This is a genomic window from Bacillota bacterium (assembly GCA_024653485.1).
In the GTDB taxonomy this organism is placed as follows: Bacteria; Bacillota; SHA-98; order UBA4971; family UBA4971; genus UBA6256.
On record JANLFY010000001.1, the window covers coordinates 191,062 to 214,653 of the forward strand.

The window sequence follows — 23,592 nt, forward strand, 5'->3', positions numbered from 1 at the left end:
TCGGAGCGTCGTGCTATCAGCCTTCGCGCCACATTCTCAGCATCAGCCTGATCATGGCGTAGAAGACAAGTATGACGCCGAAAATGGTTGCCATACCGATGCCCAGAACACGCCAGCTCTGAACCACTGCGCTCATCCTCTGAAGTCGCGGCCGACGATGCCTCCTATCCACGTCTCTTCTCTTCCTCTCACTCAAGCGACCGACCTCTGGCTCGCGCCCCGTACGGGACTTTCGTCTCCCATCGAACGGAGCAGACCGCCCCGCGAGGCGGTTGCAAGGGACGCACGCCGCCCGCCAGGCAGGGCGACCGCCTTGCCTCTGCTTGCCGCTTGAGCCCGTGGGCATTCGCGTCGTCTGCCGACTTCTTTCCCTCCCCTCGTTGTCAGGTGCGCGAGTCCCCTCGGCGCAGCCTTCGTCGCAGCTCGCGCTATGCAATTCGCGCGGCGCCCCGTTGCTGCCGCTTGTTGGTCGTTCGGGTGCGCCCGCCGTTCCGTGGCCCGTGCTCGGTTCCCTGCCTCGAGACCTTTCTCGCGTCGCCTCTCACGCGCGACGCGGGAATCACGCCCTGGGCGCGCAGCGCATCGCGGACGCCCTAAGACACGAGGGCGAGTATCAGACTTCCAGCCACTATGGACGCTATCTGGCCGGCAACGTTCGCCCCCACGGCGTGCATCACTATGTAGTTGGTCGGGTCTTCTTTGAGGGCCATCTTCGCGATGACCCGTGCGGACATCGGGAACGCCGATATCCCGCACGCTCCTATCATCGGGTTTATCTTGCGGCGCAGCACCAGGTTAAGAGCCTTCGCGAACAGCACACCTCCTCCTGTATCGAACACGAAGGCGAGCAGGCCCATGCCCATGATGAGGAGAGTCCTGAAGTTCAGGAAGGAATCCGCCCGCATCGACGAGCCAATGGTGATGCCGAGGAGGAGCGTGACCAAGTTGGCGAGCTCGTTCTGCGCGGCCTTGGACAGCCTCTCCAACACACCGCTTTCCCTTATCAGATTGCCGAACATGAGCATGCCGACAAGGGCGACGCTGATCGGAGCGATCACCCCTGCTACGAGGGTCACGCCTATGGGGAACAGGATGCGCACGATCCGAGGCACCGCGACTTCCCGCGAATCCATGCGGATACGCCTCTCGGCCCTCGTCGTGAGGGCTGTCACCACGGGGGGCTGTATGATCGGTACCAGCGCCATGTATGAATATGCGGCGACTGATATCGGCGCGAGGAGGTGGCTCGCGAACTTGGTGGCTACGTAGATCGAGGTCGGACCATCTGCCGCCCCTATGATCCCTATGGACGCCGCCTCCTTCAGGTTGAAGCCGAAGTACGATGCTACCACCATGGTAGCGAACACTCCCAGCTGCGCCGCGGCTCCGAAAAGGAGCGTTTCCGGCCTCTGCAGGAGTGGCGTGAAGTCCACCATCGCCCCAACGGCCACGAAGATCAGTATGGGGAAGAGCTCGGTCTTGATCCCCGCGTTGTAAAGCAGTTCTAACACGCCGTGTTCGCCAAGGACAGACGTAAATGGTATGTTCGCGAGGATGGCGCCGAATCCAATGGGGAGGAGCAGCATCGGCTCGTAGTCGCGCTTCACCGCAAGGTATATGAGAAATCCGCCGACGGCAAACATTACCATGTTGCCGAAGCTCAACCCCCGCACACCCGCCAAGAGTTCGTTCAGGTTCACCAACTCCCTTCGGAAGAGCGCTCCGTCCACCGCCAGGCGAGACATTCGATGTCGCGCGCCGTTTTCCTCCTCCGCGCCTTTGATCCAGAAGCTGCCTGGCAAGCAGGACGGGATTAGTTCGAGATGGTTTGGAAGGAACACCGGGGAGCATGTAGAATCAAACATGTGAGAGGTTCGGTCAAGCGGGACCGGGAAATCTCCGAGGGTGAGGAGGCAGAAGAGAGAATGAGAAGAGGCGTATTGGCGGCGGTCACCATGTGTCTCGTGCTTGCCATCGGGTCCACATCGTTTGCTGCCGTGACGCAGCTCGTCATGGCCACCGGGGGGACAGCGGGCACGTATTACCCTTTGGGCGGGGCGATGGCCCAACTCATCGGCGAGAAAGTGAAGAACGTCAGCATAACCGTCCAAAGCACGGGCGCTTCTATCGCGAACCTCAGGATGATTCATTCGAAGGAAGTCGATCTTGCGCTGGTTCAGACTGACACAGCGGACTACGCATGGAACGGAACGGAGTTCTTCCAGAAAGACGGGAAGATGAGAAGCTTCGGCGTGGTGGCGTCGCTTTATCCGGAGCTCATCCAGATCGTGGCGTCGGCCGACTCCGGCATAAACTCCGTAGCCGATCTGAAGGGCAAGAGAGTGTCGGTGGGCGCGCCGGGCAGCGGCACGGAGGCGAACGCAAGACAGATTCTCGAGGCGTACGGACTGAGCTATAAGGACCTGGCTCAGGTGCAGTATCTTAGCTTCGCGGAGTCCGCGGAGGCGTTCAAGGACAAACACATCGATGCGTTCTTCGTGACCGCGGGCATTCCGAACGCCGGGATCCAGGACGTGGCGACTCAGCATAAGATCAAGATCGTTGAGGTCCCGGACGAGATGTACAAGAAACTGCACGACAAGTATGGTTTCTACGGCCAAGCCGTGATTCCGGCCGGCACCTACATCAACCAGACGAAGGACGCGAAGACAGTTGCCGTGCAAGCCATGCTCATAGCCCGGTCGGATCTCGACGCAGGTCTCGTTTACGAGATGACCCGAGCGCTTTTCGAGAACCTGCCGGAGCTTGCGAAAGCACATGCCAAGGGCAAGGAGATCAGCCTTGCCGGCGCTCTTGCGGGCGTGAGCACGCCGCTGCATCCCGGGACAGAGAAGTACTTCAAGGAGAAAGGCATTATCAAGTAGCAGAGACGAAGACAGGTCAGGTGGACGAATGGGCGCAAGTGTCCCGAACGCACCCGAAGCGCGTCTCGCCGGTCGCCAGGGCGGCGCCGTCATCGCCGTCCTGGCGCTCGGTGCTATCCTGGCTACGGCGGCGATGCTCGCCCCTTTCGTAGGCGCGCTGGAGGTGAGGGAGGAGCGGACCGGTCGTCTGGTTTACCTCGCGCGTGTGCCCGCAGGGGGCAGGTTCGAGGTGCGCTTCGTTCACTCGGTGGAGAGGACGCCCGTTTGCGAGGTCTTCGCAGTCGAGTCCGGCGGCGTCATCTACCTTGTTGAGACGAGGTACAAGTCTTTCGGGGCTGGGCTCCCCACGATCGCAGACGAAGGCGCCCGGTTTGCCTTGGAAGATGGGGAGGTGCGCATCACCGGTATCCGCCGGCGCATCGGCGAGCTAGACCTGGCGGTAAGCCCGGTTCCCGGGCATTCGCTTGTGGTCTCCGGCAAGATGTTTGCCTTCGCGGACGTCGCCAGGCCCGGGACGGCCCTCAATATCAAGGCGGTTCGTGCGCCTATGGCCGCGTTTCTGTTCAGGGGGAGATGCTGGTGGATCAAAGAGCGGACGATGTCCAGAGAGACATCATCTCAAGCCCAGGCGACGTTTCCAACAGGGTCGAAACGGAGTCCGTGAGCCAGGCGGAGATCGAAGACATCCTGATGAAGTACGACAGGGAGTCCGCGTATCGGAGGATTCCTGGGCTGTACTCCGTTGTCATCAGCGTCATTGCCATCGCCTTCTCACTCTTTCAGCTGTACACCGCGGCGTTCGGCGTGCTGCCGGCTCAGATACAACGGGCAGTCCACCTGGGTTTCGGAGTCCTCCTCGCGTTCCTGCTCTATCCCGCGTCGAAAAGAGGTATCCGCAAACTGGCGTGGTACGACGTGGTGTTGGCAGTGATCGGTGCGTTCGTGATGAGCTATCTCGTTTGGAACTTCAAGGAGCTCCTGGTTCGCGCGGGAGCGTACACCACCTTTGACATAGTCATCGGCGCGATCGGCATCCTGTTGGTGCTGGAAGCCACCAGGCGCGTCGTGGGGATTCCCATCTTGGTTGTGGTGTGCTGTTTCCTTGCGTACGCCTACTTCGGGCGATACGTGCCGGGGTTCTTCCAACATCGCGGCGCCTCGATCACGAGGCTCGTCGGACACATGTTCTTCACGACCGAGGGAATGTTCGGCATCCCACTAGGTGTGTCGTCCACCTTCATATTCCTGTTCATCCTGTTTGGTGCGTTCCTCGAGAAGACAGGGATAGGTCAGTTCTTCATCGACATCGCCAACTCCGTGGCGGGCCACGCCGCCGGTGGCCCGGCCAAAGTGGCGGTGATAACGAGCGCGCTGGAGGGCACGGTTTCCGGAAGCTCCGTCGCGAATACCGTGGGCTCCGGCAGCTTCACGATCCCCATGATGAAGAGGCTCGGCTACAGACCGGAGTTTGCGGGGGCGGTAGAGGCGTCGGCGTCTACTGGAGGGCAGATCATGCCCCCGATCATGGGAGCGGCTGCGTTCCTCATGGCTGAGTTCATCGGCGTGCCATATCTCCAGGTGGCGAAATCCGCGATCATCCCCGCCATCCTCTATTTCACGGGCGTGTTCATCGTGGTCCATCTCGAGGCGAAGAAGACCGGGCTGCGCGGGCTGCCGCGAGAGCGCCTGCCGCGGTTTTGGGCCATCATGCGTGAGCGGGGCCAGCTTTTCCTCCCGTTGGTCGCCATCATATACCTTCTCGTTGAGGGAAGCACGCCCATGAAGGCCGCGCTATGGGGCCTTGTGGTTGCCGTCTTGGCCAGCTGCATTTCCAGGGCGACCAGGATGAAACCTGCTGACATCTTGGCCGCACTCGAGCAAGGCGCCCGCAACGCCCTCGGTGTCGTGATAGCGTGCGCTGCGGCGGGCATGATAGTGGGAACGGTGACTCTGACAGGCCTCGGCCTGAAGCTGGCGAACGGGCTCATCCTGCTGGCTCGTGGACAGCTTCTTCCAACCCTTTTCTTCACCATGGTGACGTCGCTGGTACTCGGGATGGGAGCACCAACGACGGCCAACTACGTCATCACGTCAACTATAGCAGCGCCCGCACTCCTGAAACTGGGTGTCCCCGTCATGGCGGCTCACATGTTTGCGTTCTACTTCGGCATCGTGGCCGACGTGACGCCGCCCGTGGCTCTCGCTGCATTCGCGGGGTCGGGGATAGCCAAGTCGAATCCGATCAAGACGGGGATCGAGGCGACTAAGCTCTCAATAGCCGCTTTCCTTATCCCGTACTTCTTCGTATACGCTCCCTCGCTTCTCCTCGTGGGCACCATGTCTTGGCTCGACACGCTGAGAGTCGTCGCGGGAGCCGTGGTCGGCATGATAGCAGTGGGAGCGGCCGTTGAGGGGTGGCTGTTGACATCCACGCGCAACGTCGAGAGGCCGGTCCTATTTGTCGCAGGGCTTCTGCTCATCCATCCTCACATCTCCACGGATCTCCTAGGCATATTGCTGATAGGCGTCGTCTGGTTGGCTCAAATGGCGAGGCTGCGTCGTAGAGGCGTGTCCCGAGGAGTCACCGCGTGAAGACCGCGCACCATGGACACCAACGGAGGGTGGCGGAGAAGGATTCTGTGAACACTGTGTCGAAGGAAAACCGCGCAACGCGGCGAACAATGTTCTTCGGCGGGTACGCGAAGCTGCCCACCGGAATCACGGCGGAGGAACTGTACAAGGTGGTGGGGGTGGGCCTGGAGATCGAGCCCGTGACCGGCGAGATAGTTGACGCGGACTGCACCCTCGCTACTTCGACCGCCAAGAAAGTCTTCAGGCAGCTCGTGACCGGGCGCAGAATCGACGCTGACATGGGAGCCATCGTGGACGACCTGAGGGCGTACTACCATGGTGCTGCGCAGAGAGCGCTCCTGACGGCTCTCAGGGCCATCCGCGAGAAATACCGGGCGACGTGCCTCGGCCCGGCCAAGCAGCCGGCGGGTGAGGCCGACGGCGCTACGGGTGAGGGAAACGAAGGCTGATGATAGCCAAACAAGAGTACCGGCAGGGACACGCTTGCAACTACGGCTGGCGTGGAAGTGCCGGTTGCCACCCTGGCCGCGGCGCGAGGGGGAGTACCCCGGGCCGCAAAGCGGACATGGCCTGGCTTCGAGCGGTCCGGTGAGGACATCGGACCACGCGGGGTCAGGTTTTGTTTTTATCCGCTGCTGAGGGCGGCTAGCGATCCTGCTGGTTACGGTCGGAGCATCCGGGTCCGCCCAGCGGGCGAGACTAGTGCCGATACGAGAGAAGGAGGTAGCGGTAAGCATGGGCCGGAAAGAAGATCTTGTTGCCAGGGCGAAGAAGCCCGCGGAGGACGCCCTCAAACTCCACCCGTTCTACCGGGGCAAGATCGAGACGGTTCCCAAGTGTGAGATTCGTGACTTTCAGGACTTCGCCGTGTGGTACTCGCCGGGCGTTGCGGCTCCCTGCAAGGAGATCGCTCAGAACAGGGAGCTCGTTTACTCCTACACGAACAAATGGAACACCGTGGCGGTGGTGTCGGACGGCACGAGGGTCTTGGGATTGGGCGACATCGGGCCTGAAGCTGGCTTGCCCGTGATGGAGGGCAAGGCTCTGCTCTTCAAGTACCTGGGTGGAGTGGACGCGTTCCCGATATGCCTTGGGACCAAGGACCCTGATGAGATAATATCCGCGGTGAAGTGGATACAGCCGTCTTTCGGCGGAGTGAACCTGGAGGACATAGAGCAGCCCAAGTGCTTCTATGTGCTCGAGCGGCTGCGCGAAGAAGCGGAGATTCCCGTATGGCATGACGACCAGCAAGGAACGGCGGCCGTGACCGTCGCGGGCCTTGTAAACGCTCTCAAGCTCGTGGGAAAGGACATCAGCAAGGTCGATATCGCCATGATAGGGGCGGGTGCCGCCAACATCCGCACGGCGTGGCTCATAATCGCGGCAGGCGCGGACCCGGGGAGAATCGTGATGTGCGATACCAAGGGCACCCTCCACAAGGGCCGAACCGAACTTGCGAGGACCCACAAGGAGAAGTGGGAGCTGGCGCAGCGGACCAACGAGCGGTGCGTTGAAGGACAGATACCCGACGCCATGCGCGGAGCGGACGTGGTGATCGCCCTCTCGAAGCCTGGCCCCGACGTCATACACCCAGAGTGGGTGAAATCGATGGCGAAGGATCCCATAGTGTTTGTGTGCGCGAACCCGGTGCCGGAGATGTGGCCATGGGATGCGACGGAAGCTGGGGCAGCCGTCGTGGCAACCGGACGGTCGGACTTCCCCAATCAGGTTAACAACTCCCTCGGCTTCCCGGCGATCTTCAGGGGCACCCTCGACGTCAGGGCGAAGACCATCACCGACGAGATGTGCCTTGCCGCTGCGCTGGAGCTCGCAAGGTGCGCGGAGGACAGGGGGCTCTCGCGCGAGTACATCATCCCCACCATGGATGAATGGGAGGTGTACCCCAGAGAGGCGGCCGCCGTGGGGACGAAAGCCATCGAGCAGGGGGTCGCGCGGATCACCCTGACTTGGGATGAATTGTACAAGAACGCCGAGGCCATGATCTCACGGTCGCGGGAGACCGCCAGGCTGCTGATGGAGAAGGGGATCATCCCGAAAGCGGCAAGGGGGTAGGCTCGCGGGCGCCGCCAGACGCGCTTGGCGTGACGCACGCTTGCGGAAACTAGCATCCTCGTGCCAGCTCGGGAGCGGCTCAGAGCCGGCTTCAAGCTGTCAGCGGTAGAGCTTGGTGCCGGCATCGCCGGGCGAGGGAGAGATCTGCTTTGAGGCTCACGCGCGATGTGATAAGGGGCGATAGCAGACGCAAGCTGCTTGACATCAGCGGGGAGGACGTCGCTGCGTGTTACCAGTGCGGCAAGTGCTCCGCCGGCTGCGCGATGGGGGCGATGATGGATCTCCTCCCTCACCAGGTGATTAGACTCGTGCAGCTCGGGCAGATTGATGACGCGCTCGCGTCCCGAACGATTTGGCTGTGTGCCTCGTGCCTAGCATGTAGTGCGCGGTGTCCGAGGGGCGTGAGCCTGCCGCACGTCATGGAAGCGCTCAGGGTGACGCTCCTGCGTTCGGGTGGGCGGCATCTCGACCTCTCGCGCCTCCCGTCGGATGTCTTCGAGAACGCTCCGGAGCAAGTTTTCGTGGCCGGTCTCCGGAAGTACACGTGACCTGCGTCGCGGCGGCGGGGAGCCTGAGTTGAGCCAGTCGGGCGGTGTTTCCGCCTGGGCTTGGCCTCGGATGCCGCGCAGGCTCGAGCCGAGACCGCCGATCGCGGTGAGACGTGGCTTGCCACAGCCGCGCTTGCCACAGCCGCGAATGTGGCTGCACTATGGGCTTTCCTGGCCGGACGCGGGGGCGGGGAGAAAGGGAGGAGGGTCGCCGCAAGGACGCAGCCCGACGGCGCGACCCCGGGGCGGGCACGACTTGCGGCCAGGCGAGATGGGCTACGTGTATTTTCCAGGATGCACGCTGCGGGTAAGGGCCAAAGGCTTCGAGTCGTCGGCTCTCGCTTCAGCGCGTGCGCTCGGCGTTCATCTCGAAGAGCTGCCGAATTGGCAGTGCTGCGGGGCGACATTTCCGCTGCAGGTGGATAACGCGTTTCCGCTCGTGTCCCCAGCTCGGACCCTTGCGTCCGCCAGAAAGATGGGCGGACGACTCGTGACCCTGTGCTCCGCCTGTTACAATGTGCTCAAGCGAACGAACCACGTGATGCGTACGGACGCCGACCGCCGCTTCAAGGTGAACGCTTTCATAGAGGAGGATTACGGTGGAGATGTCGAGGTCGCGCATCTGCTAGAGGTGCTCCGTGATGACGTCGGGTTCGACGAGATTGCGAAGCGCGCGAAGGTGCCCCTCGGCGGCCTCGCGGCCGCGCCCTACTACGGCTGCCTGCTGTTGAGACCCGCCGACGAGCTCGAATTCGACGACCCGGAGTCGCCCCACATCCTTGAGGATTTCCTCGCCGCTCTGGGATGCAAGGTCGTTGACCATCCGTACAAGATAGAGTGTTGCGGTAGCTACGTAGCGCTTGAGCCCGGACAGGCCGCTTTGGAGCCGAGCAGGCTTGTGGTGGAGTCGGCGAAGACAAGGGGCGCCCAGGTCATCGTGACGAGCTGCCCCCTGTGCCAGTACAATCTCGAGGTCTCGCAGGGAAGACCTCACGGCCTGGCCGGAGCAGGGGTCCCCGTGATCTACTTCACTCAGCTTCTAGCCGTCGCCCTCGGTCTTTCAGAGGATGTCTTGGGCTTTGAGGACCAGATGATCTCTCCAGGGCCGCTCCTGCGGTCCGTCGGGGCCATGGGAAGTGAGGCTACGGCATGAGGACGGGTGTGTTCGTGTGCTGGTGCGGTCTGAACATCGGCGGAGTCGTGGACGTGCCGGAGGTCGTCCGGGTAATCTCGAGTTATCCGGGGGTTGCGTGCGCCCTTGACTATCGATACATGTGCTCCGATCCGGGCCAACAGCTCATCAAGGACACCATCAGGAGGGAGCGCCTGGACAGCGTGGTCGTTGCGGCGTGTTCGCCGGCTATGCACGAGGCCACGTTCCAGTCGGTGGCGGCAAGCGCCGGGGTGAATCCGTACAGGTGCGAGATCGCGAACATCCGCGAGCAATGCAGCTGGCCTCATCAAGATGAACCCGGCAAGGCCACGAGCAAGGCCTTGGAGCTCGTCCGAGCGGCTGTGGAAAAGGCTCGAGGCGACGAAGAGCTCTCGGCTCTATCCGTTCCTCTGACGAGGCGCGCCCTCGTCATAGGGGCGGGGATCGCCGGAATGCAGGCCGCTCTCGACATCGCAGAGGCGGGCCACGAGGTCGTGCTGGTGGAACGGCAGGCGCACATCGGAGGCCACATGGCTCAGCTTTCGGAGACGTTCCCGACCCTCGATTGCTCGCAGTGTATACTCACGCCGAAGACATCAGAGGTGGGAAGACACCCTCGGATCAAACTCCTCACGAACAGCGACATCGAATCGGTCTCAGGGTACGTGGGGAATTTCTCCGTGAAGATCCGCAGGAAGGCGACTTATGTGAACTGGGATGTCTGTACCGGCTGCGGCCTGTGCACGGAGAAGTGCCCATCCAAGAAGCCGTCCGTCTTCGAGAGAGGTCTTTCCCAGGAGCCCGCCATTGCCATCGCCTTTCCGCAGGCGGTGCCCCACAAGCCTGTGATCAGCGCCGAAGCGTGCAGGCATTTCACGAAGGGCAAGTGCGGAGTGTGCGAGAGGGCCTGCCCGGCCGGGGCAATCGACTTCGGGCAAAGGGACTCGCTTGTCGAAGAACAGGTCGGCGCGATCGTGGTTGCTACGGGATATGACCTCCATCCAAAGGCGAAGGTGGGGGAGTACGGTTACGGTGTGTACCCTGATGTCATCGACGGGCTCGAGTTCGAGCGACTCAACTCCGCGTCCGGTCCCACGCAGGGCGAGATAAGGCGTCCGTCCGACGGCAAGGTTCCTAAAGAAGTGGTGTTCATTCAGTGCGTGGGATCCCGGGATCAAGAGAACGGGTACCCCTATTGTTCGAAGATATGCTGCATGTACACGGCCAAGCATGCTCGGCTATACAAGCACAAAGTGCCTGACGGCCAGCCTTACGTGTTCTACATGGACGTGCGCGCAGGCGGTAAGGGTTACGAGGAGTTCGTGCAGCAAGCCATGGACGAGGGCGTGCTGTACCTGAGAGGCCGGGTGGCGCGGGTGTTCCAGGATGGCGACGGCCTTGCGGTGCTCGGGGTGGACACTCTCTCCGGCAAGAAGGTGGAGGTCCGCGCGGATATGGTGGTTCTCGCTACGGCCATCGTGCCCTCGAGTGGGGCGAAAGACCTCGCTCAGCTCCTCAAGACCGCCGTGGACCAATTCGGGTTCTTGTCCGAGGCTCACCCCAAGCTGCGCCCGGTGGAGAGCCTGACGCGCGGCATCTACATCGCGGGGTGCGCCCAGGCGCCGAAGGACATTCCCGACACGGTGACTCAAGCGGGTTCCGCGGCAGCGAAGGTGCTCGCGCTCTTCTCCGCAGAGAGGCTCTCCCATTCGCCGACTGTGGCCGCCGTAGATGAGGAACTGTGCAGCGGGTGCGGGATCTGTGTGAAAGCATGCGCGTACGAGGCCCGAACGCTTGACCCGACACGGCGCGTGGCGACGGTGAATGACGTGCTGTGCGAGGGGTGTGGCGCCTGCGTCGTGGCGTGCCCGAATGGTGCCACGAGACAGAAGAACATGACGAGATCCCAGGTGTTGTCGATGATCGATGCAGTGATGGGCTAGACCGCGCACACGAGGAGGCGGAAAGCTGCTCGGAGCGGTCAGAGCGGTCGGATTTGTCCTGCGGGGCTGCCGTCGCGGCTTGCGCGGCAATGGCTATGACGACACAGCTTGGGATGAGGTGTGATTTTAGGGATGGTGCCAGCTGAAGCGCGTTCGAGAGGGTCCGTGCTGGTAGTCGGAGGCGGCGTGGCTGGGATGCACGCCTCGCTCATCCTGGCGGAGGCAGGCGTGCATGTGTACCTGGTGGACTCGTCCGCCACGGTGGGCGGGCTCTGGAACCTCCTCGACAAGACATTCCCGACCCATAGCTGCGGGATCTGCCACATGTCCACGAAGAACCCGGCCTACTGTCCGGTGATCGAGGTCGCGAGGCATCCCCGTGTCACGCTCATGGTCAACAGCCTAGTGGAAGAGGTCTTGGGTGACATAGGGGACTTCCGAGTGCGGGTCAGCACTCGCCCGGAATTCGTGAAGAGCGCCCTCTGCGACGGATGCGGCGAGTGCGAGAGAGCCTGTCCAGTGGAGGTCAGGCTGCCGCGTCACCTCGGACTCGATGACCGCAAGGCGATTGTTCGACCGGGCGGTCGCGCCGTCCTCGGAGGGTACGCTGTGGACGAGGAGGCTTGCACAAGGTGTGGGGAGTGCGCCAGGGCGTGTCCCAGGGGCGCCATAAACCTTGCTGCCGAGGGAACCGAGACCACTCTTGCGGTTGGAGCCATCATCGTGTGTTCCGGAGCTGCCATGTGTGATCCCAGCGTACGTCCGGAATACATGTACGGTTTGTCGAAGAATGTCATGACTGGCTTGGAGTTCGAGAGGGTCTCGGCAGCCGCTCTCCTGAGCAATGAGGGTCTCCTCAGACCGGGCGATGGGGCGAGGCCCGACAGGATCGCCTTCATCCAGTGCGTGGGCTCGCGTGACAGGTCGAGGGCGAGCCCGTACTGCTCTTCGGTTTGTTGCATGTACGCCGTCAAAGAGGCGATCATTGCGAAGACGCTGGTGCCCGAGGCGTCGGTGAAGGTTTTCTATACGGATGTGAGGGCTCTTGGCAAGGGGTACGAGGAGTACTACGTCCGCGCAAAGGCCCTCGGCGTCGAGTTTGAGAACTGCAGGGTGTCTAGCGTCGAGGACAACGAAGGCGCTCTCGAGGTGCGCGCGGAGTCCGGCGGTGTGGTAAGGCGCGATAGCTTTGACCTCGTGGTGCTTTCGAACGGCTTTGTACCCGCAGGGAGCCTCATCAGCATCGGAGCCGTGCTCGGGCTCGAGCGGGACGAGTTCGGGTTCGTGAGGCCGCTATCTCAAGGGCGCTCACGGGTGACGACGTCCCGACCAGGGGTGTACGTTTGCGGAGGGGCGGCCGGGCCCCAGGACATCCCCACGTCAGTCCTGTGGTCGGGAGCGTGCGCGCTCCAGGCGCTTAGGGCGGTTGGACCCGAGGCTGACTGGGATGAGTGGCCCGCGCTCCGACTCGACGCGGGAGAGCAGACAGATCGACCGGGCGGGGGGAGGGCCGCGGACCTGGGTTCAGAGGCCACGGTGCAGAACCAGGTTTCGACTGCGACACAGGTGGCGCCGGCGTCCGCGGCTGGTGAGACGCGAGTCGGGGTGTTCGTTTGCGAGTGCGAGGCGTCCTTGGGGAGCGTAGACCCCGCGCGCCTCGTCCATGTGTTGTCGGGAGAGCCGATGCCTGACGTGGTCGTGGTGAAAGGGATTCCTCCCGTGTGCAAGCGAGAAGGCGTGGAAGCTCTGGCGAGGGAAGCTGCGTCCCACCGGGTCAACCGCGTGGTAGTAGCCGCATGCTCGCCTAGGCGGGTCCAGGACCTCATAGGTGGCAGGCTCTCGCAAGCCGGCGTGGAGCACGGGATGGTCGAGGTAGCGAACATCCGCGAGCAGTGCGGGTGGGTGCACGACCACCCTGGCAAGGCTGAGCGAAAGGCGCGCGATCTCGTGGCGATGGCAGTTGCCAGCGTTCGGATGGCAACTGTGCTCGTGGAACGAGCCAGACCGGTGCCGGCGGGGGCGGTGGTGATCGGCGGAGGGCCGGCCGGGATGCACGCTGCTGCTTGCCTTGCCGACCTGGGCCACCACGTTCACCTTGTGGAGAAGGACGAGATTCTCGGGGGCAGGGCTCGGGCCTTAGCCCGGACGCTTGACGGGACAGACGTTCGAGAGCTCCTCGAGAAACTCGAGGAGCGTGTCCGCTCCGACAACCGCATCACCGTTCACACGTCATCGCGGGTCGCGTCGGTTCACAGGCGAGATGGAGGGTTCAGTGTGTCCATCGTCCGCAACCGCGACTCGGGTGGTGCGGAGCCTGAAAGGCTTGCAGACGACCTTCGCTGCACCGGTGAAGGCAGCGGCTTTCGAGGCGGTCGAGGCGGTTGCGCGGAAGAGGGCGGAGCGGCGATCGCGTGCGGCGCGGTGGTCGTGGCCACAGGGGGGCGCGAGGCCCCTGGCCCTGCGAGCCTTCCGCCTCCCGACGGCGCGCGCGTCTTGACCCAAACGGAGCTCGAGGCCCGTCTCTGGCCTTCGTTGGATATCCCGGGCGCGATCCGGAGCGTTGTGATGATACAATGCGCGGGATCTCGCGATGAAACGAGGCCGTACTGCAGCCAGGTTTGTTGCTCTCAGGCCATCAAGAACGCTATCAGGCTCAAGGAGGAGCGCCCGGATGTCGAGGTTTACGTGTTGCATCGCGATGTCCGGGTGCCGGGTGCGTGGGAGGCTTTCTATGAACGGGCGCGCGAGATGGGAGTGGTGTTCGTAAGGCACCATGACGACGCCCCGCCCAGGGTGGTCAATGATGGCGACGAGCCGGGCGGCAGCGCCCTCGCCGTCGAAGTCCTCGACGACATCCTGGGAGAGACCATCATCATTCCTGCGGACCTCGTAGTCCTGTCAACGGGGGCGGTGGGCGCGGCCGACCGCGATCTCGCGATGGCCCTCGGGGTGCCGGTCGATGGCCACGGTTTCCTGACCGAGGCCAACGTCAAGGTCCAACCCGTGGATACATGCGTGCCAGGGGTGTACGTCTGCGGACTTGCGAGGGCACCCGGGTTCTTGAGCGATGCGCTCGTCTCAGCGGAGGCCGCAGCGGCGCGCGCGGGCGTGTGCCTTGCCTCAAGGGAGGAGCGCACGGTCGGGAACGTGTCGCGCGTGCGCGCGAGGCGCTGCTCGGGGTGCGGCGTGTGCGTAGCCGTGTGCGCTCACGGCGCGCGGTCTCTCGATGAAGAGACGAGGCGAGCCGTGGTGGACGAATTCCTCTGCCGAGGGTGTGGGGCGTGCCAGGCGGCGTGCCCGTCGGGCGCGGCTTCGCATGCCGGGTTCGAGACGGAGCGCGTCATGTCTGCTCTAGACGCGGCGCTGGGCGGATAGGCGCCGTCGATGTAGCGAGGACGAAGGGAGGGGAGCTGCGATGAGCGCTGGTGAGGAGTTCGAGCCGAGAATCGTAGCGTTCCTGTGTAACTGGTGTACATACACGGGCGCTGACCTCGCAGGTGTGTCCAGGATTCAGTACCCGCCCAACGTGCTGCCGCTTCGCGTCATGTGCTCGGGTTCGGTGGATCCGATGTACATTATCAAAGCCCTCCTGGACGGGGCGGATGGAGTCCTCGTCGGCGGATGCCATCCCGGTGACTGTCATTACGTGAGTGGGAACTACAAGGCCAGGCGGCGCCTGGCGGTTCTCTCCGCGATCCTGGACGAGTTCGAGATAGACAGCCGGCGGGTCTGGTTCAGGTTCATCAGCGCGAGCGAGGGCGCGCTCTTCGCGAGGACCGTGCGCGACATGACAGACGCGCTGAGGTCGCTTGGACCCAATCCTGCGCGCGCGCTGTGGATCACATAGCGCGTCCCTGCCGCGTGCAGCAGCGAGGTGTAGCCATGAAGAACCTTCTAATCGCGGTGGAACAAGAGGGGAGAGAGAAGGCGCTGTCGAGCTTCCTTGCCAGACTTCTCGAAACCGGGGCTGTTGACGCGATGGTGGTTCTGGCAGAAGTCGCGCCGGGAGTAACGACGCACGTTCTCGCGAAGGACCCGCGTTTCGTGGAACGTTGGGCTCGGCCGCTCTCGCCGGTCATGCCCTCGAACGCTTCGCAGGTGGTGTCGGAAGTCGTGCGCAAGCGGCCTTCGGGCAGGGTCGGGGCCGTCTTGCGGCCGTGCGAGAGCCGGGCCCTCGTGGAGCTCATCAAGGTGAGACAGGCTGCCCCGGAGAACGTCGTCTCCATATGCGTCGACTGCACAGGGACGTATGACCCCGTAGCGTATCGGGACGCACACGGGAGCGTCGAAGGCCTCGCGTTGAGGGAAGCGTGCCGAGTGTGTCTCAATCCTACTCCTCTCGAAGACGCCCTGCCTGGCATCGTGCTCGGCTTCATTGGTCTGGACGAACGAGACGGCGTGCTCGTGTCGGTTCACGATCGTCTTGACCCTGATGTGGCTGCGGTCGTAGACGAACTCGGCTTGGCGTGCGGCGAGGACGCCGGGCGCAAACGCAGCGAGGCGGTCCGCGGGTTGGTCCAGGAACGCCAAAGCGCGTACGATGCCTTCCTTGCGGCTAGAGAGGTCTCGGGAATCGAGGCTTTCGCGAGAGAGCTCGGAGCATGTACGGGCTGCCACAACTGCCGCGTCGCGTGTCCGGTGTGCTACTGCAGGGAGTGCATCTTCGACACGGACACGTTCGAGGGCGAGCTCGGCCAGTTCGTAAGAAGGGCTGAGAGGAAAGGTGCACTGAAGGTGCCCTCCGAGACGATTCTCTACCACTTGACCAGGATGAACCACATGTCGCTCTCGTGCGTGGCGTGCGGGCAGTGCGAGCAGGCGTGCCCTGCCCGTCTGCCGCTCTTCCACCTGTTCGCGATGGCTTCCAGACGCACGCAGGCGCTCTTCGGGTACGTCCCCGGCAGGAGCCTGGAAGAGGAGCTGCCCTTCACGACGTTCAGGGAGGACGAACTCGAGCCGAGGTAGTTCGGGGGCGGCACCGGCAGGAGGTGATGTTCGTGGCACAGGAGATGGTCAGGGTTTTCATAATGGGCAAGGCGTACGACGTGCCGAAGGGGCTCACCATCATGAAAGCGATGGAATACGCCGGCTACCAGTTCGTCCGCGGCTGCGGCTGTCGCGGGGGGTTCTGTGGTGCGTGTGGCACAGTGTACCGCATGCCAGGCGACTATCGGATAAAGGTCGGCCTCGCCTGCCAGACGATAGTCGAGGAGGGAATGTACCTCACCCAGATTCCTGTCTTCCCTGCGAACAAGGCCGTGTACGATGTGGAAAAGACGCGCCCGACCCTGGGTGATCTCCTAAAACTGTACCCCGAGCTATCGAGGTGTCTCGGCTGCAATACTTGCACGAAGGTGTGCCCGCAGGAGCTGGATGTGATGAACTACATGGCTGCGGCCATGCGTGGCGACATCGCGCGCACCGCGGACATGTCCTTCGACTGCTTGATGTGCGGCCTGTGCGCTGCGCGCTGTCCTGCGGAGACCGTGCAGTACAACATAGCGATCCTCGCTCGGAGGTTGTACGCAAGGCATGTCGCCAAGAGAGCCGAACACCTCGCCGTGAGGGTTCAGGAGATCCTCGACGGCAAGTTCGACGCGGCCCTCGCGGAGTTGACGAGGCTCGACCGAGCCGAGCTCGAAAGGCTCTACAACGAACGAGACATCGAACCGGAGTAGGAGGGATGGAAAAGGTGGCTTACACTCCGCAGATGATGGAGTCCATGCGTCTCGTGGAAGCGTCGCGCGAGAAGCGGTATACTGAGAGGCACCCGCGCCTGAGCCCCGCTGAGAAGCAGGACATTCTTCGGAGGTTCCACCCGGACTTCCGGCCGGACACCATGCGCGCGGTGAAGGTGGGGCCCTCTCGCGGTTCGATGATGCCCCACGAGCTCGTCAACGTGCTCGAGGCAAGGAGCAGGCTCGATCCTGATACCTTCACCATTGACCGGATCGACTACGATGTGGATGTGCTGGTGGTGGGAGGGGGAGGGGCGGGCTCCTCTGCGTCTTTGATGGCGCACTCTGCGGGCGCGAACGTCCTTCAAGTCACCAAGCTCAGACTGGGTGACGCCAACACAATGATGGCACAAGGCGGCATCCAGGCAGCCGACAAGCCCAACGACTCTCCGATGATCCACTATCTCGACGTCATCGGCGGCGGCGGCTTCGTGAACAAACCCAACCTCGTGAGGGCGCTCGTTGAAGACGCGCCGCTCGTGATAAAGTGGCTGGAGGATCTTGGGTGCATGTTCGACAAGGAGCAAGACGGAACCATGATCACCCAGCACGGTGGAGGCACGTCGCGCAAACGCATGCACGCCGCGCGCGACTACACCGGGGCGGAGATCATGAGGACTCTAAGAGACGAGGTGCGGAACAAGCCGATCCCCGTCATCGAGTTTTCGCCCGCGATCGAGCTTCTGTCAGACGGCGAGGGGAGGTGCACGGGGGCCGTTCTCATGAACCTCGAGACGAGGGAGTTCTTCATCGTGCGCGCCAAGACGGTCGTCTTAGCGACGGGCGGGTTCGGAAGGCTTCACGTGGCGGGGTTCCCTACCACGAACCACTACGGAGCTACCGCGGACGGTCTCGTCATGGCCTACCGAATTGGGGCGAACCTCATCTTCCTCGACGCGACGCAGTTTCACCCAACAGGGGCCGCGTACCCGGAGCAGATCGTCGGCCTCCTCATCACCGAGAAGGTCCGGGGCGTGGGCGCGCAGCTGGTGAACGCCCGTGGGGAGCAGTTCGTGTTCCCTCTAGAGACGAGAGACGCGGTTTCGAGCGCCATTCTCCGCGAGTGCCACGAACGGAGGGCGGGCGTGGTCACGGAGACGGGGCAGCACGGAGTGTGGCTGGACTCGCCCATGATAGAGCACATCCATGGAGAGGGCACGATACTCAGGACCCTTCCGGCCATGTTCCGCCAGTACAAACGTTTCGGGATAGACATGAGGAAGGAGCCCATTCTCGTGTACCCGACTCTTCACTATCAGAACGGCGGAGTTGAGATATCGGAGGATACGAGCACATGTGTGGAGAACTTGTTTGTGGCGGGTGAGACCTCGGGAGGCGTCCATGGACGAAATCGCCTCATGGGGAATTCCCTGCTCGATGTGGTGGTTTTCGGGAGACGGGCCGGTCTTGCCGCATCAGAGCGGGCACGAGGCGTCAAGCCTGGAAAGCTCACTCTCGAGCACGTGAGGCGCTATCACAAAGAGCTCGATGAGGCGGGCATCGGAAGAGACAGGGTGTCGCCCATGATCCTTCCGCCCTATGCCCGTCACGAAGCCAAGCCGGGTGCCAACCCCGCGGTGCTGTAGCACTTGTAGCACTGTTGAGTCGAGGGGAGAGGCCGCGGGGTGTGGGGTCTCAGGGTCGCACGAGTTGTCGTTGAAGCACTAAACCTGCGCATCGCGCAAAGAAGGGGCGGGTGACGATGCCTGGAAGCAATGGGGCGGGGCCGGCCCTAGATGAACGGCGGTCCGAGGTGCCGGTGGAGATCAACTCAAAGTGGTGTAAGGGGTGCGACATCTGCGTGGCCTTCTGTCCCAAGGAGGTACTGACTAGACCTGAAGGGGGAAAGGCGCAGGTTGCGCACCCCGAAAAGTGTACACGTTGCGGGCTGTGCGAGATCATGTGCCCTGACCTAGCGATCGTCGTGATCCCGGCGCCCCGCAAAGGGGCGTCGATACGCGGGCAGGGAGGTGACGCTGATGCTTAGCAGTGCCGGCGCGCGTTTGATGCAGGGTAACGAGGCCTGCGCGGAAGGAGCCATCGCCGCGGGTCTACGGTTCTTCGCGGGCTACCCCATAACGCCGTCCACTGAGATCGCTGAGGAGCTCGCGCTGCTCCTTCCGAAAGTGGGCGGGAAGTTCATTCAGATGGAGGATGAGATCGCGAGCATATCAGCGATCATAGGAGCGTCGCTCGCGGGGGCGAAGTCCATGACCGCGACGAGCGGACCGGGGTTCTCCCTGAAGCAAGAGGGGATAGGATTCGCATCGTATACCGAGGTGCCGTGCGTCATAGTGAACGTCCAAAGAGTGGGACCGAGCACGGGGGTGCCCACAGCGCCGGCGCAGGGCGACGTGATGCAGGCGCGCTGGGGGACCCACGGGGATCATCCGATAGTGGTGTTGTGTCCGTCTTCCGTCGCGGAGACTTTCTCGTTGATAATCGAGGCGTTCAACATATCGGAGCGCTGGCGGATACCTGTGGTCTTCCTGATGGACGAGGTTATCGCTCACATGCGTGAGAAGGTCGTGGTCCCCGAAGCAAGCGCGATCAGGATCGTGGAACGGCCCAGGCCTCAGGTCGCCCCGGACGAGTACCTCCCTTACGCGGCGGGCGAAGACCTGGTTCCCGCCATCGCGGATTTCGGCTCGGGATACAGATACCACGTCACTGGCCTGACTCACGACGAGACGGGCTTCCCTACCACCAAGGCTTCCGAGGTGGACGCCCTTGCGCGCCGCCTGGACGCGAAGATGAGGAGGGCGGCCCCCCACGTCACGTTCGTGGACGAGTTCCTCGTGAACGACGCCGAGGTAGCGGTGTTTGCGTACGGTGTGACCGCTAGAGCCGCAGCCAAGGCTGTCCGCGACGCGCGAGCCCAAGGTCTGAAGGCGGGACTCGTCAAGGCGAGAACGCTCTGGCCGTTCCCCGAGGAACACGTGCGTAAGGTGGCTGAGCGGGTGCGAGCAATAGTCGTCCCCGAGATGAACATGGGCCAGCTGGTGCTGGAGGTCGAAAGGTCATCGGCGGGCCGTGCCGAAGTCGTGGGCCTTTCCCGCGTGGACGCTGAACCCATCACGCCCGACGAGATCCTGGCGAAACTGCGGGAGGTGTGAGATCTACCATGGCTACGCCTGTGACTCACTACCTGAGGACGAGCAAGATGCCGCACATATGGTGTCCGGGGTGCGGGCACGGGATAGTGCTTGGCGCCGTGTTGAGGGCGATAGATTCGAACGGCCTCGACAAGGACAAGGTATGTGTGGTTTCCGGGATAGGGTGTGCCTCACGTGCACCGGGATATCTGGATTTCAACACGCTTCACACGACGCACGGAAGGGCCATCGCTTTCGCAACCGGGATCAAAATGGCCAAGCCAGAGCTGAAGGTGATCGTGCTCACAGGTGATGGTGACGCCGCCGCCATAGGCGGGAACCACCTCATACACGCGGCGCGACGCAACATCGGCATAACTACGGTGTGCTTCAACAACAGCATTTACGGGATGACTAGCGGACAATACTCGCCCATGACTCCAACTGGGAGTCTTGCTAGCACGGCGCCATACGGCAACATAGAGGAGCCCTTCGACCTGTGCGACCTCGTGTACGCGGCGGGCGCGAGCTACGTCGCCCGAGGCACCGCTTACCATGCCCTCCTTCTGTCGAAGCTGATTGCGAGGGCCATAGCGACCGAGGGGTTCTCGTTCGTGGAGGCCATCACGCAGTGCCCAACGTACTATGGACGGCGCAACAAGTTGAGGTCGGCGGTAGACATGCTGAAATGGCAAAAGGAGCACGCCGTGTCCGTGGCCGCTGCATCCAAGATGTCCGCGGAGGAACTTGCAGGCAAGTTCAGGATAGGTGAGCTTGGCGTGAGGACCAGGCAGGAGTACTGCCGGAGGTACGCTGGTCTCATGGAGACGGCGCAGAAGGAGGAGGCTGAGCGGGATGCGTAAGGAGGTCAGGCTCTCGGGAAGTGGTGGGCAGGGGCTGATCCTCGCGGGCATAATCCTTGCGGAAGCCGCTATTCGCGACGGTCACGAGGTGGTTCAGACGCAGTCGTACGGACCGGAGGCTCGTGGCGGGGCGAGTCGCGCTGAGGTCATCATCTCCGATGAGGCCATCGACTACCCCAAAGTGGTGGCTCCAGACGTCGTCCTCGTGATGTCTCAGGAAGCGTGCAACAAGTACGCGCGTCATGTGAAGGCCGGCGGGATGCTCGTGGTGGACGGGACCAACGTGAGGACCGTGCCGGATCTCGAGGCGGCGAACGTCGTGCGCCTACCTATCACGGAAATCGCGAGGCGTGACGCGGGTCGTCAGGTGACCGCGAACATGGTGGCTCTCGGCGCGCTCGTGGGACTAGCGGATCTTGTGACGCCAGAGGCGGCAGAGCACGCCGTGAGAGAGCGGGTTCCCAAGGGGACGGAGGACCTGAACCTGAAGGCGTTCAGACTCGGGATGAAGTGGGCGAGGGAGGCTTCGGGTTCGACATGAAACTCCATGAATTCCAGGCAAAGGACATGATGAGGCGCTACGGGATACGGACGCCCCGCGGCGAGGTTGCCAGCACGCCGGACGAGGCGGGCGAGATCGCCGCGAGGCTGGGGTGCGCGGTGGCCGTCAAAGCCCAGGTCCATGTGGGGGGTAGGGGCAAGGCAGGTGGCATCGCGGTCGCCGCCACACCGGACGAGACCAGACGCCAAGCGTCGAGGATTCTCGGAATGAGCATCAAGGGTCTTACGGTCACGAGAGTGCTCGTGGAAGAAGCTGTTAACGCTACCCGCGAATACTACGCGGGAATGACCGTGGATCGTGCGCGGCGTTCTATCGTGGTCATGGCGAGCAGCGAGGGCGGGGTGGATATAGAGGACGTCGCCGCGCGAACGCCCGAAAGGATCGCCAAGGTCTGGGTCAGCCCACGGGACGGATTCGAACCGTGGCAAGCGAGGTCGCTCGCGCTCTCGGCGGGGTTCGAGAGAAAGGCGTTGGGCCAGGCGGGGGCGATGATAGCCAATCTCTTTCGGCTCTTCATAAGGGAGGATGCTTCGCTTGCGGAGATCAACCCGCTCATGCTGGCTGATGACGGGCGGGTGATTGCCGCGGACGCCAAGATCACCGTCGACGACAACTCCCTTTCACGTCACCCCGAGTACCAAGCGCTGACTGGGGGAGACAGCGACGACCCGCTGGAGCAAGAGGCGTACAGGCGCGGCCTGACCTATGTCAAGCTGGACGGAAACATCGGCGTCATAGGAAACGGAGCCGGGCTCGTCATGGCGACGCTTGACGCCATCAATGCGGAAGGAGGCCGCGCTGCGGACTTCCTCGACATAGGCGGTGGCGCGAGAGCCGACGTGGTGAAGAACGCACTCGAACTCATCCTGATGGATGGCCGAGTGAGGGCCATTCTGATCAACGTGTTCGGAGGCATCACGCGGTGCGATGAGGTAGCTTCCGGTCTCCTTGCGGCGGCGGAGTCCGTGGGCGTGCGCGTGCCGATCGTCGTGCGGCTCGCCGGCACTAGGGCAGAAGAAGGAAGAGAGCTCTTGCGCGGGACTTCTGTAGTGGCCGCCGAGGGCATGGCGGATGCCGCGAGACATGTGGTGGCGCTTGCCGCGAGGGGGGTGAGCTGATGGGTATTTTCGTGGGAGAACACACGAGGCTCGTGGTGCAGGGGATCACGGGCAGGGAAGGACGGTTTCACGCGGGACGAATGAAGGAGTACGGGACGAACGTGGTCGCGGGGATGACTCCGGGGCGGGGAGGCACTGACGTAGACGGCGTTCCCGTGTACGATACTGTGCTCGAAGCCGTGAAAGAGACGGGCGCCAACACATCGTGCATATTCGTGCCGGCTTCAGCGGCCGCGGATGCCGCGTCTGAGGCCCTTGCCGCAGGGATCGAGACGGTCGTGTGCATCACCGAGGGCATTCCCACCCTGGACGTAATGAGCGTCCTCGACGCTGCCAAGGCTCAGGCGTTAAAGGGGAGGATCATAGGCCCGAACTGCCCGGGCCTCGTGACGTGTGGCAAGGCGCTCGTCGGCATCATGCCCGGCAACATTTTCACTCCTGGGCCCGTTGGCCTCATCTCCAGGAGCGGAACCCTCACGTATGAGGTAGTGAACCTGCTCACGTCGAAGGGGATAGGCCAGTCCACGTGCATCGGGGTCGGAGGTGACCCCATAATCGGGACGAACTTCGTTGACTGCCTTGCCGAATTCGAGCGCGATCCCGAGACCAGGGTGGTGGTGCTCATCGGCGAGATCGGAGGCCAAGACGAGGAGGACGCGGCGGCGTTCATCAAGGACAACGTGAGCAAACCCGTGGTGGCGTTCGTATCTGGGCGCACTGCGCCGCCTGGGAAACGCATGGGGCACGCGGGCGCCATAGTGTCTGGCAGCATGGGAACAGCCGAATCGAAGGTGAGGGCGTTCCGTGAAGCAGGGGTGCCTGTCGCCGATAGCATCGCGGACATCGCGGATCTGGTGGCGAAGGCGTTGGGCCGGTGAGGCTCGAAAAGCACTCGCTGCGCGGACAAAGGCGCGATCGCGGGGTGGGCCGCCGATGAGGCGTCCGCCCCTCGATCGCGACGTGGCGGTGGCGATGCCAGGTTGAGACGGCTCGCCTTCGAACCAAGCGGGAAGAAGAATCGG

General features: G+C 63.0%; 21 protein-coding genes and 2 pseudogenes. 21 read left to right on the forward strand and 2 right to left on the reverse strand.

Features of this window, described 5'->3' with window-relative positions; all coding sequences use genetic code 11:
- Nucleotides 1-16: 16 nt before the first annotated feature.
- Together NUW12_00770 and NUW12_00775 are read right to left on the reverse strand one after the other, a co-directional pair.
- A complete protein-coding gene (locus NUW12_00770; protein ID MCR4401308.1) occupies nt 17-196 on the reverse strand; it encodes a hypothetical protein in 180 nt (59 codons plus the stop codon).
- 397 nt (nt 197-593) lie between these two features.
- A complete protein-coding gene (locus NUW12_00775; protein MCR4401309.1) occupies nt 594-1,694 on the reverse strand; it encodes a sodium ion-translocating decarboxylase subunit beta in 1,101 nt (366 codons plus the stop codon).
- Between the two features lie 231 nt (nt 1,695-1,925).
- Between NUW12_00775 and NUW12_00780 the strand changes: the two genes are divergently transcribed.
- The 21 genes and pseudogenes from NUW12_00780 to sucD all read left to right on the forward strand — a co-directional run bounded on the left by NUW12_00780 (nt 1,926) and on the right by sucD (nt 23,448).
- Entirely contained in the window at nt 1,926-2,885 is a 960-nt protein-coding gene (locus tag NUW12_00780) for a TAXI family TRAP transporter solute-binding subunit (protein ID MCR4401310.1), read from the forward strand.
- A 28-nt stretch (nt 2,886-2,913) separates the two neighbouring features.
- Nucleotides 2,914-3,549 (forward strand): DUF1850 domain-containing protein, encoded by a 636-nt coding sequence (locus NUW12_00785; protein MCR4401311.1) that lies wholly within the window; start codon nt 2,914-2,916, stop codon nt 3,547-3,549.
- 26 nt (nt 3,550-3,575) lie between these two features.
- Nucleotides 3,576-5,477 carry a TRAP transporter permease gene (locus tag NUW12_00790; GenBank protein ID MCR4401312.1) on the forward strand — a complete coding sequence of 634 codons (1,902 nt, stop codon included), beginning with the start codon at nt 3,576-3,578 and terminating at the stop codon, nt 5,475-5,477.
- Between the two features lie 47 nt (nt 5,478-5,524).
- Nucleotides 5,525-5,926: a DUF3870 domain-containing protein gene (locus tag NUW12_00795; GenBank protein MCR4401313.1), complete on the forward strand. Its 402-nt coding sequence runs from the start codon at nt 5,525-5,527 to the stop codon at nt 5,924-5,926.
- A gap of 286 nt (nt 5,927-6,212) precedes the next feature.
- Nucleotides 6,213-7,550, forward strand: a complete 1,338-nt coding sequence (locus NUW12_00800) for an NADP-dependent malic enzyme (GenBank protein MCR4401314.1) — start codon at nt 6,213-6,215, stop codon at nt 7,548-7,550.
- Nucleotides 7,551-7,699: 149 nt separating this feature from the next.
- Nucleotides 7,700-8,098, forward strand: a complete 399-nt coding sequence (locus NUW12_00805; protein ID MCR4401315.1) for a 4Fe-4S dicluster domain-containing protein — start codon at nt 7,700-7,702, stop codon at nt 8,096-8,098.
- A 256-nt stretch (nt 8,099-8,354) separates the two neighbouring features.
- Nucleotides 8,355-9,251: a CoB--CoM heterodisulfide reductase iron-sulfur subunit B family protein gene (locus NUW12_00810; GenBank protein MCR4401316.1), complete on the forward strand. Its 897-nt coding sequence runs from the start codon at nt 8,355-8,357 to the stop codon at nt 9,249-9,251.
- Nucleotides 9,248-11,194 (forward strand): CoB--CoM heterodisulfide reductase iron-sulfur subunit A family protein, encoded by a 1,947-nt coding sequence (locus tag NUW12_00815; GenBank protein ID MCR4401317.1) that lies wholly within the window; start codon nt 9,248-9,250, stop codon nt 11,192-11,194. Before NUW12_00810 ends, NUW12_00815 begins: the two co-directional genes overlap by 4 nt.
- 132 nt (nt 11,195-11,326) lie before the next feature.
- Nucleotides 11,327-12,568: pseudogene (locus NUW12_00820) on the forward strand (FAD-dependent oxidoreductase).
- A 648-nt stretch (nt 12,569-13,216) separates the two neighbouring features.
- Nucleotides 13,217-14,221, forward strand: a pseudogene (locus NUW12_00825) (FAD-dependent oxidoreductase).
- Nucleotides 14,222-14,350: 129 nt separating this feature from the next.
- Entirely contained in the window at nt 14,351-14,569 is a 219-nt protein-coding gene (locus NUW12_00830) for a 4Fe-4S dicluster domain-containing protein (protein MCR4401318.1), read from the forward strand.
- Between the two features lie 40 nt (nt 14,570-14,609).
- A complete protein-coding gene (locus tag NUW12_00835; GenBank protein ID MCR4401319.1) occupies nt 14,610-15,041 on the forward strand; it encodes a hydrogenase iron-sulfur subunit in 432 nt (143 codons plus the stop codon).
- 35 nt (nt 15,042-15,076) lie between these two features.
- Nucleotides 15,077-16,159, forward strand: a complete 1,083-nt coding sequence (locus tag NUW12_00840; protein ID MCR4401320.1) for a 4Fe-4S dicluster domain-containing protein — start codon at nt 15,077-15,079, stop codon at nt 16,157-16,159.
- A gap of 26 nt (nt 16,160-16,185) precedes the next feature.
- A complete protein-coding gene (locus NUW12_00845) occupies nt 16,186-16,872 on the forward strand; it encodes a 4Fe-4S dicluster domain-containing protein (protein MCR4401321.1) in 687 nt (228 codons plus the stop codon).
- 32 nt (nt 16,873-16,904) lie between these two features.
- Nucleotides 16,905-18,518, forward strand: a complete 1,614-nt coding sequence (locus NUW12_00850) for an FAD-binding protein (protein ID MCR4401322.1) — start codon at nt 16,905-16,907, stop codon at nt 18,516-18,518.
- Between the two features lie 116 nt (nt 18,519-18,634).
- On the forward strand, nt 18,635-18,919 hold the full coding sequence (locus NUW12_00855) for a 4Fe-4S binding protein (protein ID MCR4401323.1): 285 nt from the start codon (nt 18,635-18,637) through the stop codon (nt 18,917-18,919).
- On the forward strand, nt 18,912-20,048 hold the full coding sequence (locus tag NUW12_00860) for a 2-oxoacid:acceptor oxidoreductase subunit alpha (protein ID MCR4401324.1): 1,137 nt from the start codon (nt 18,912-18,914) through the stop codon (nt 20,046-20,048). Before NUW12_00855 ends, NUW12_00860 begins: the two co-directional genes overlap by 8 nt.
- An 8-nt stretch (nt 20,049-20,056) precedes the next feature.
- A complete protein-coding gene (locus tag NUW12_00865; GenBank protein MCR4401325.1) occupies nt 20,057-20,890 on the forward strand; it encodes a 2-oxoacid:ferredoxin oxidoreductase subunit beta in 834 nt (277 codons plus the stop codon).
- Complete coding sequence (locus NUW12_00870; protein ID MCR4401326.1) at nt 20,883-21,431, forward strand: 2-oxoacid:acceptor oxidoreductase family protein; 549 nt, start codon at nt 20,883-20,885, stop codon at nt 21,429-21,431. Before NUW12_00865 ends, NUW12_00870 begins: the two co-directional genes overlap by 8 nt.
- Nucleotides 21,428-22,570 carry an ADP-forming succinate--CoA ligase subunit beta gene (gene sucC, locus NUW12_00875; GenBank protein MCR4401327.1) on the forward strand — a complete coding sequence of 381 codons (1,143 nt, stop codon included), beginning with the start codon at nt 21,428-21,430 and terminating at the stop codon, nt 22,568-22,570. The genes NUW12_00870 and sucC overlap by 4 nt, the downstream gene beginning before the upstream one ends.
- On the forward strand, nt 22,570-23,448 hold the full coding sequence (gene sucD, locus NUW12_00880; protein ID MCR4401328.1) for a succinate--CoA ligase subunit alpha: 879 nt from the start codon (nt 22,570-22,572) through the stop codon (nt 23,446-23,448). The genes sucC and sucD overlap by 1 nt, the downstream gene beginning before the upstream one ends.
- The last annotated feature ends 144 nt before the right edge of the window (nt 23,449-23,592 follow it).

Coding starts and splice junctions, on each gene's coding strand:
- NUW12_00780 (MCR4401310.1), top strand. CDS start 1,926: ATGAGAAGAGGCGTATTGGCGGCGGTCACCATGTGTCTCGTGCTTGCC.
- NUW12_00785 (MCR4401311.1), top strand. CDS start 2,914: ATGGGCGCAAGTGTCCCGAACGCACCCGAAGCGCGTCTCGCCGGTCGC.
- NUW12_00790 (MCR4401312.1), top strand. CDS start 3,576: ATGAAGTACGACAGGGAGTCCGCGTATCGGAGGATTCCTGGGCTGTAC.
- NUW12_00800 (MCR4401314.1), top strand. CDS start 6,213: ATGGGCCGGAAAGAAGATCTTGTTGCCAGGGCGAAGAAGCCCGCGGAG.
- NUW12_00815 (MCR4401317.1), top strand. CDS start 9,248: ATGAGGACGGGTGTGTTCGTGTGCTGGTGCGGTCTGAACATCGGCGGA.
- NUW12_00835 (MCR4401319.1), top strand. CDS start 14,610: ATGAGCGCTGGTGAGGAGTTCGAGCCGAGAATCGTAGCGTTCCTGTGT.
- NUW12_00840 (MCR4401320.1), top strand. CDS start 15,077: ATGAAGAACCTTCTAATCGCGGTGGAACAAGAGGGGAGAGAGAAGGCG.
- NUW12_00845 (MCR4401321.1), top strand. CDS start 16,186: ATGTTCGTGGCACAGGAGATGGTCAGGGTTTTCATAATGGGCAAGGCG.
- NUW12_00850 (MCR4401322.1), top strand. CDS start 16,905: ATGATGGAGTCCATGCGTCTCGTGGAAGCGTCGCGCGAGAAGCGGTAT.
- NUW12_00855 (MCR4401323.1), top strand. CDS start 18,635: ATGCCTGGAAGCAATGGGGCGGGGCCGGCCCTAGATGAACGGCGGTCC.
- NUW12_00860 (MCR4401324.1), top strand. CDS start 18,912: ATGCTTAGCAGTGCCGGCGCGCGTTTGATGCAGGGTAACGAGGCCTGC.
- NUW12_00865 (MCR4401325.1), top strand. CDS start 20,057: ATGGCTACGCCTGTGACTCACTACCTGAGGACGAGCAAGATGCCGCAC.
- NUW12_00870 (MCR4401326.1), top strand. CDS start 20,883: ATGCGTAAGGAGGTCAGGCTCTCGGGAAGTGGTGGGCAGGGGCTGATC.
- sucC (MCR4401327.1), top strand. CDS start 21,428: ATGAAACTCCATGAATTCCAGGCAAAGGACATGATGAGGCGCTACGGG.
- sucD (MCR4401328.1), top strand. CDS start 22,570: ATGGGTATTTTCGTGGGAGAACACACGAGGCTCGTGGTGCAGGGGATC.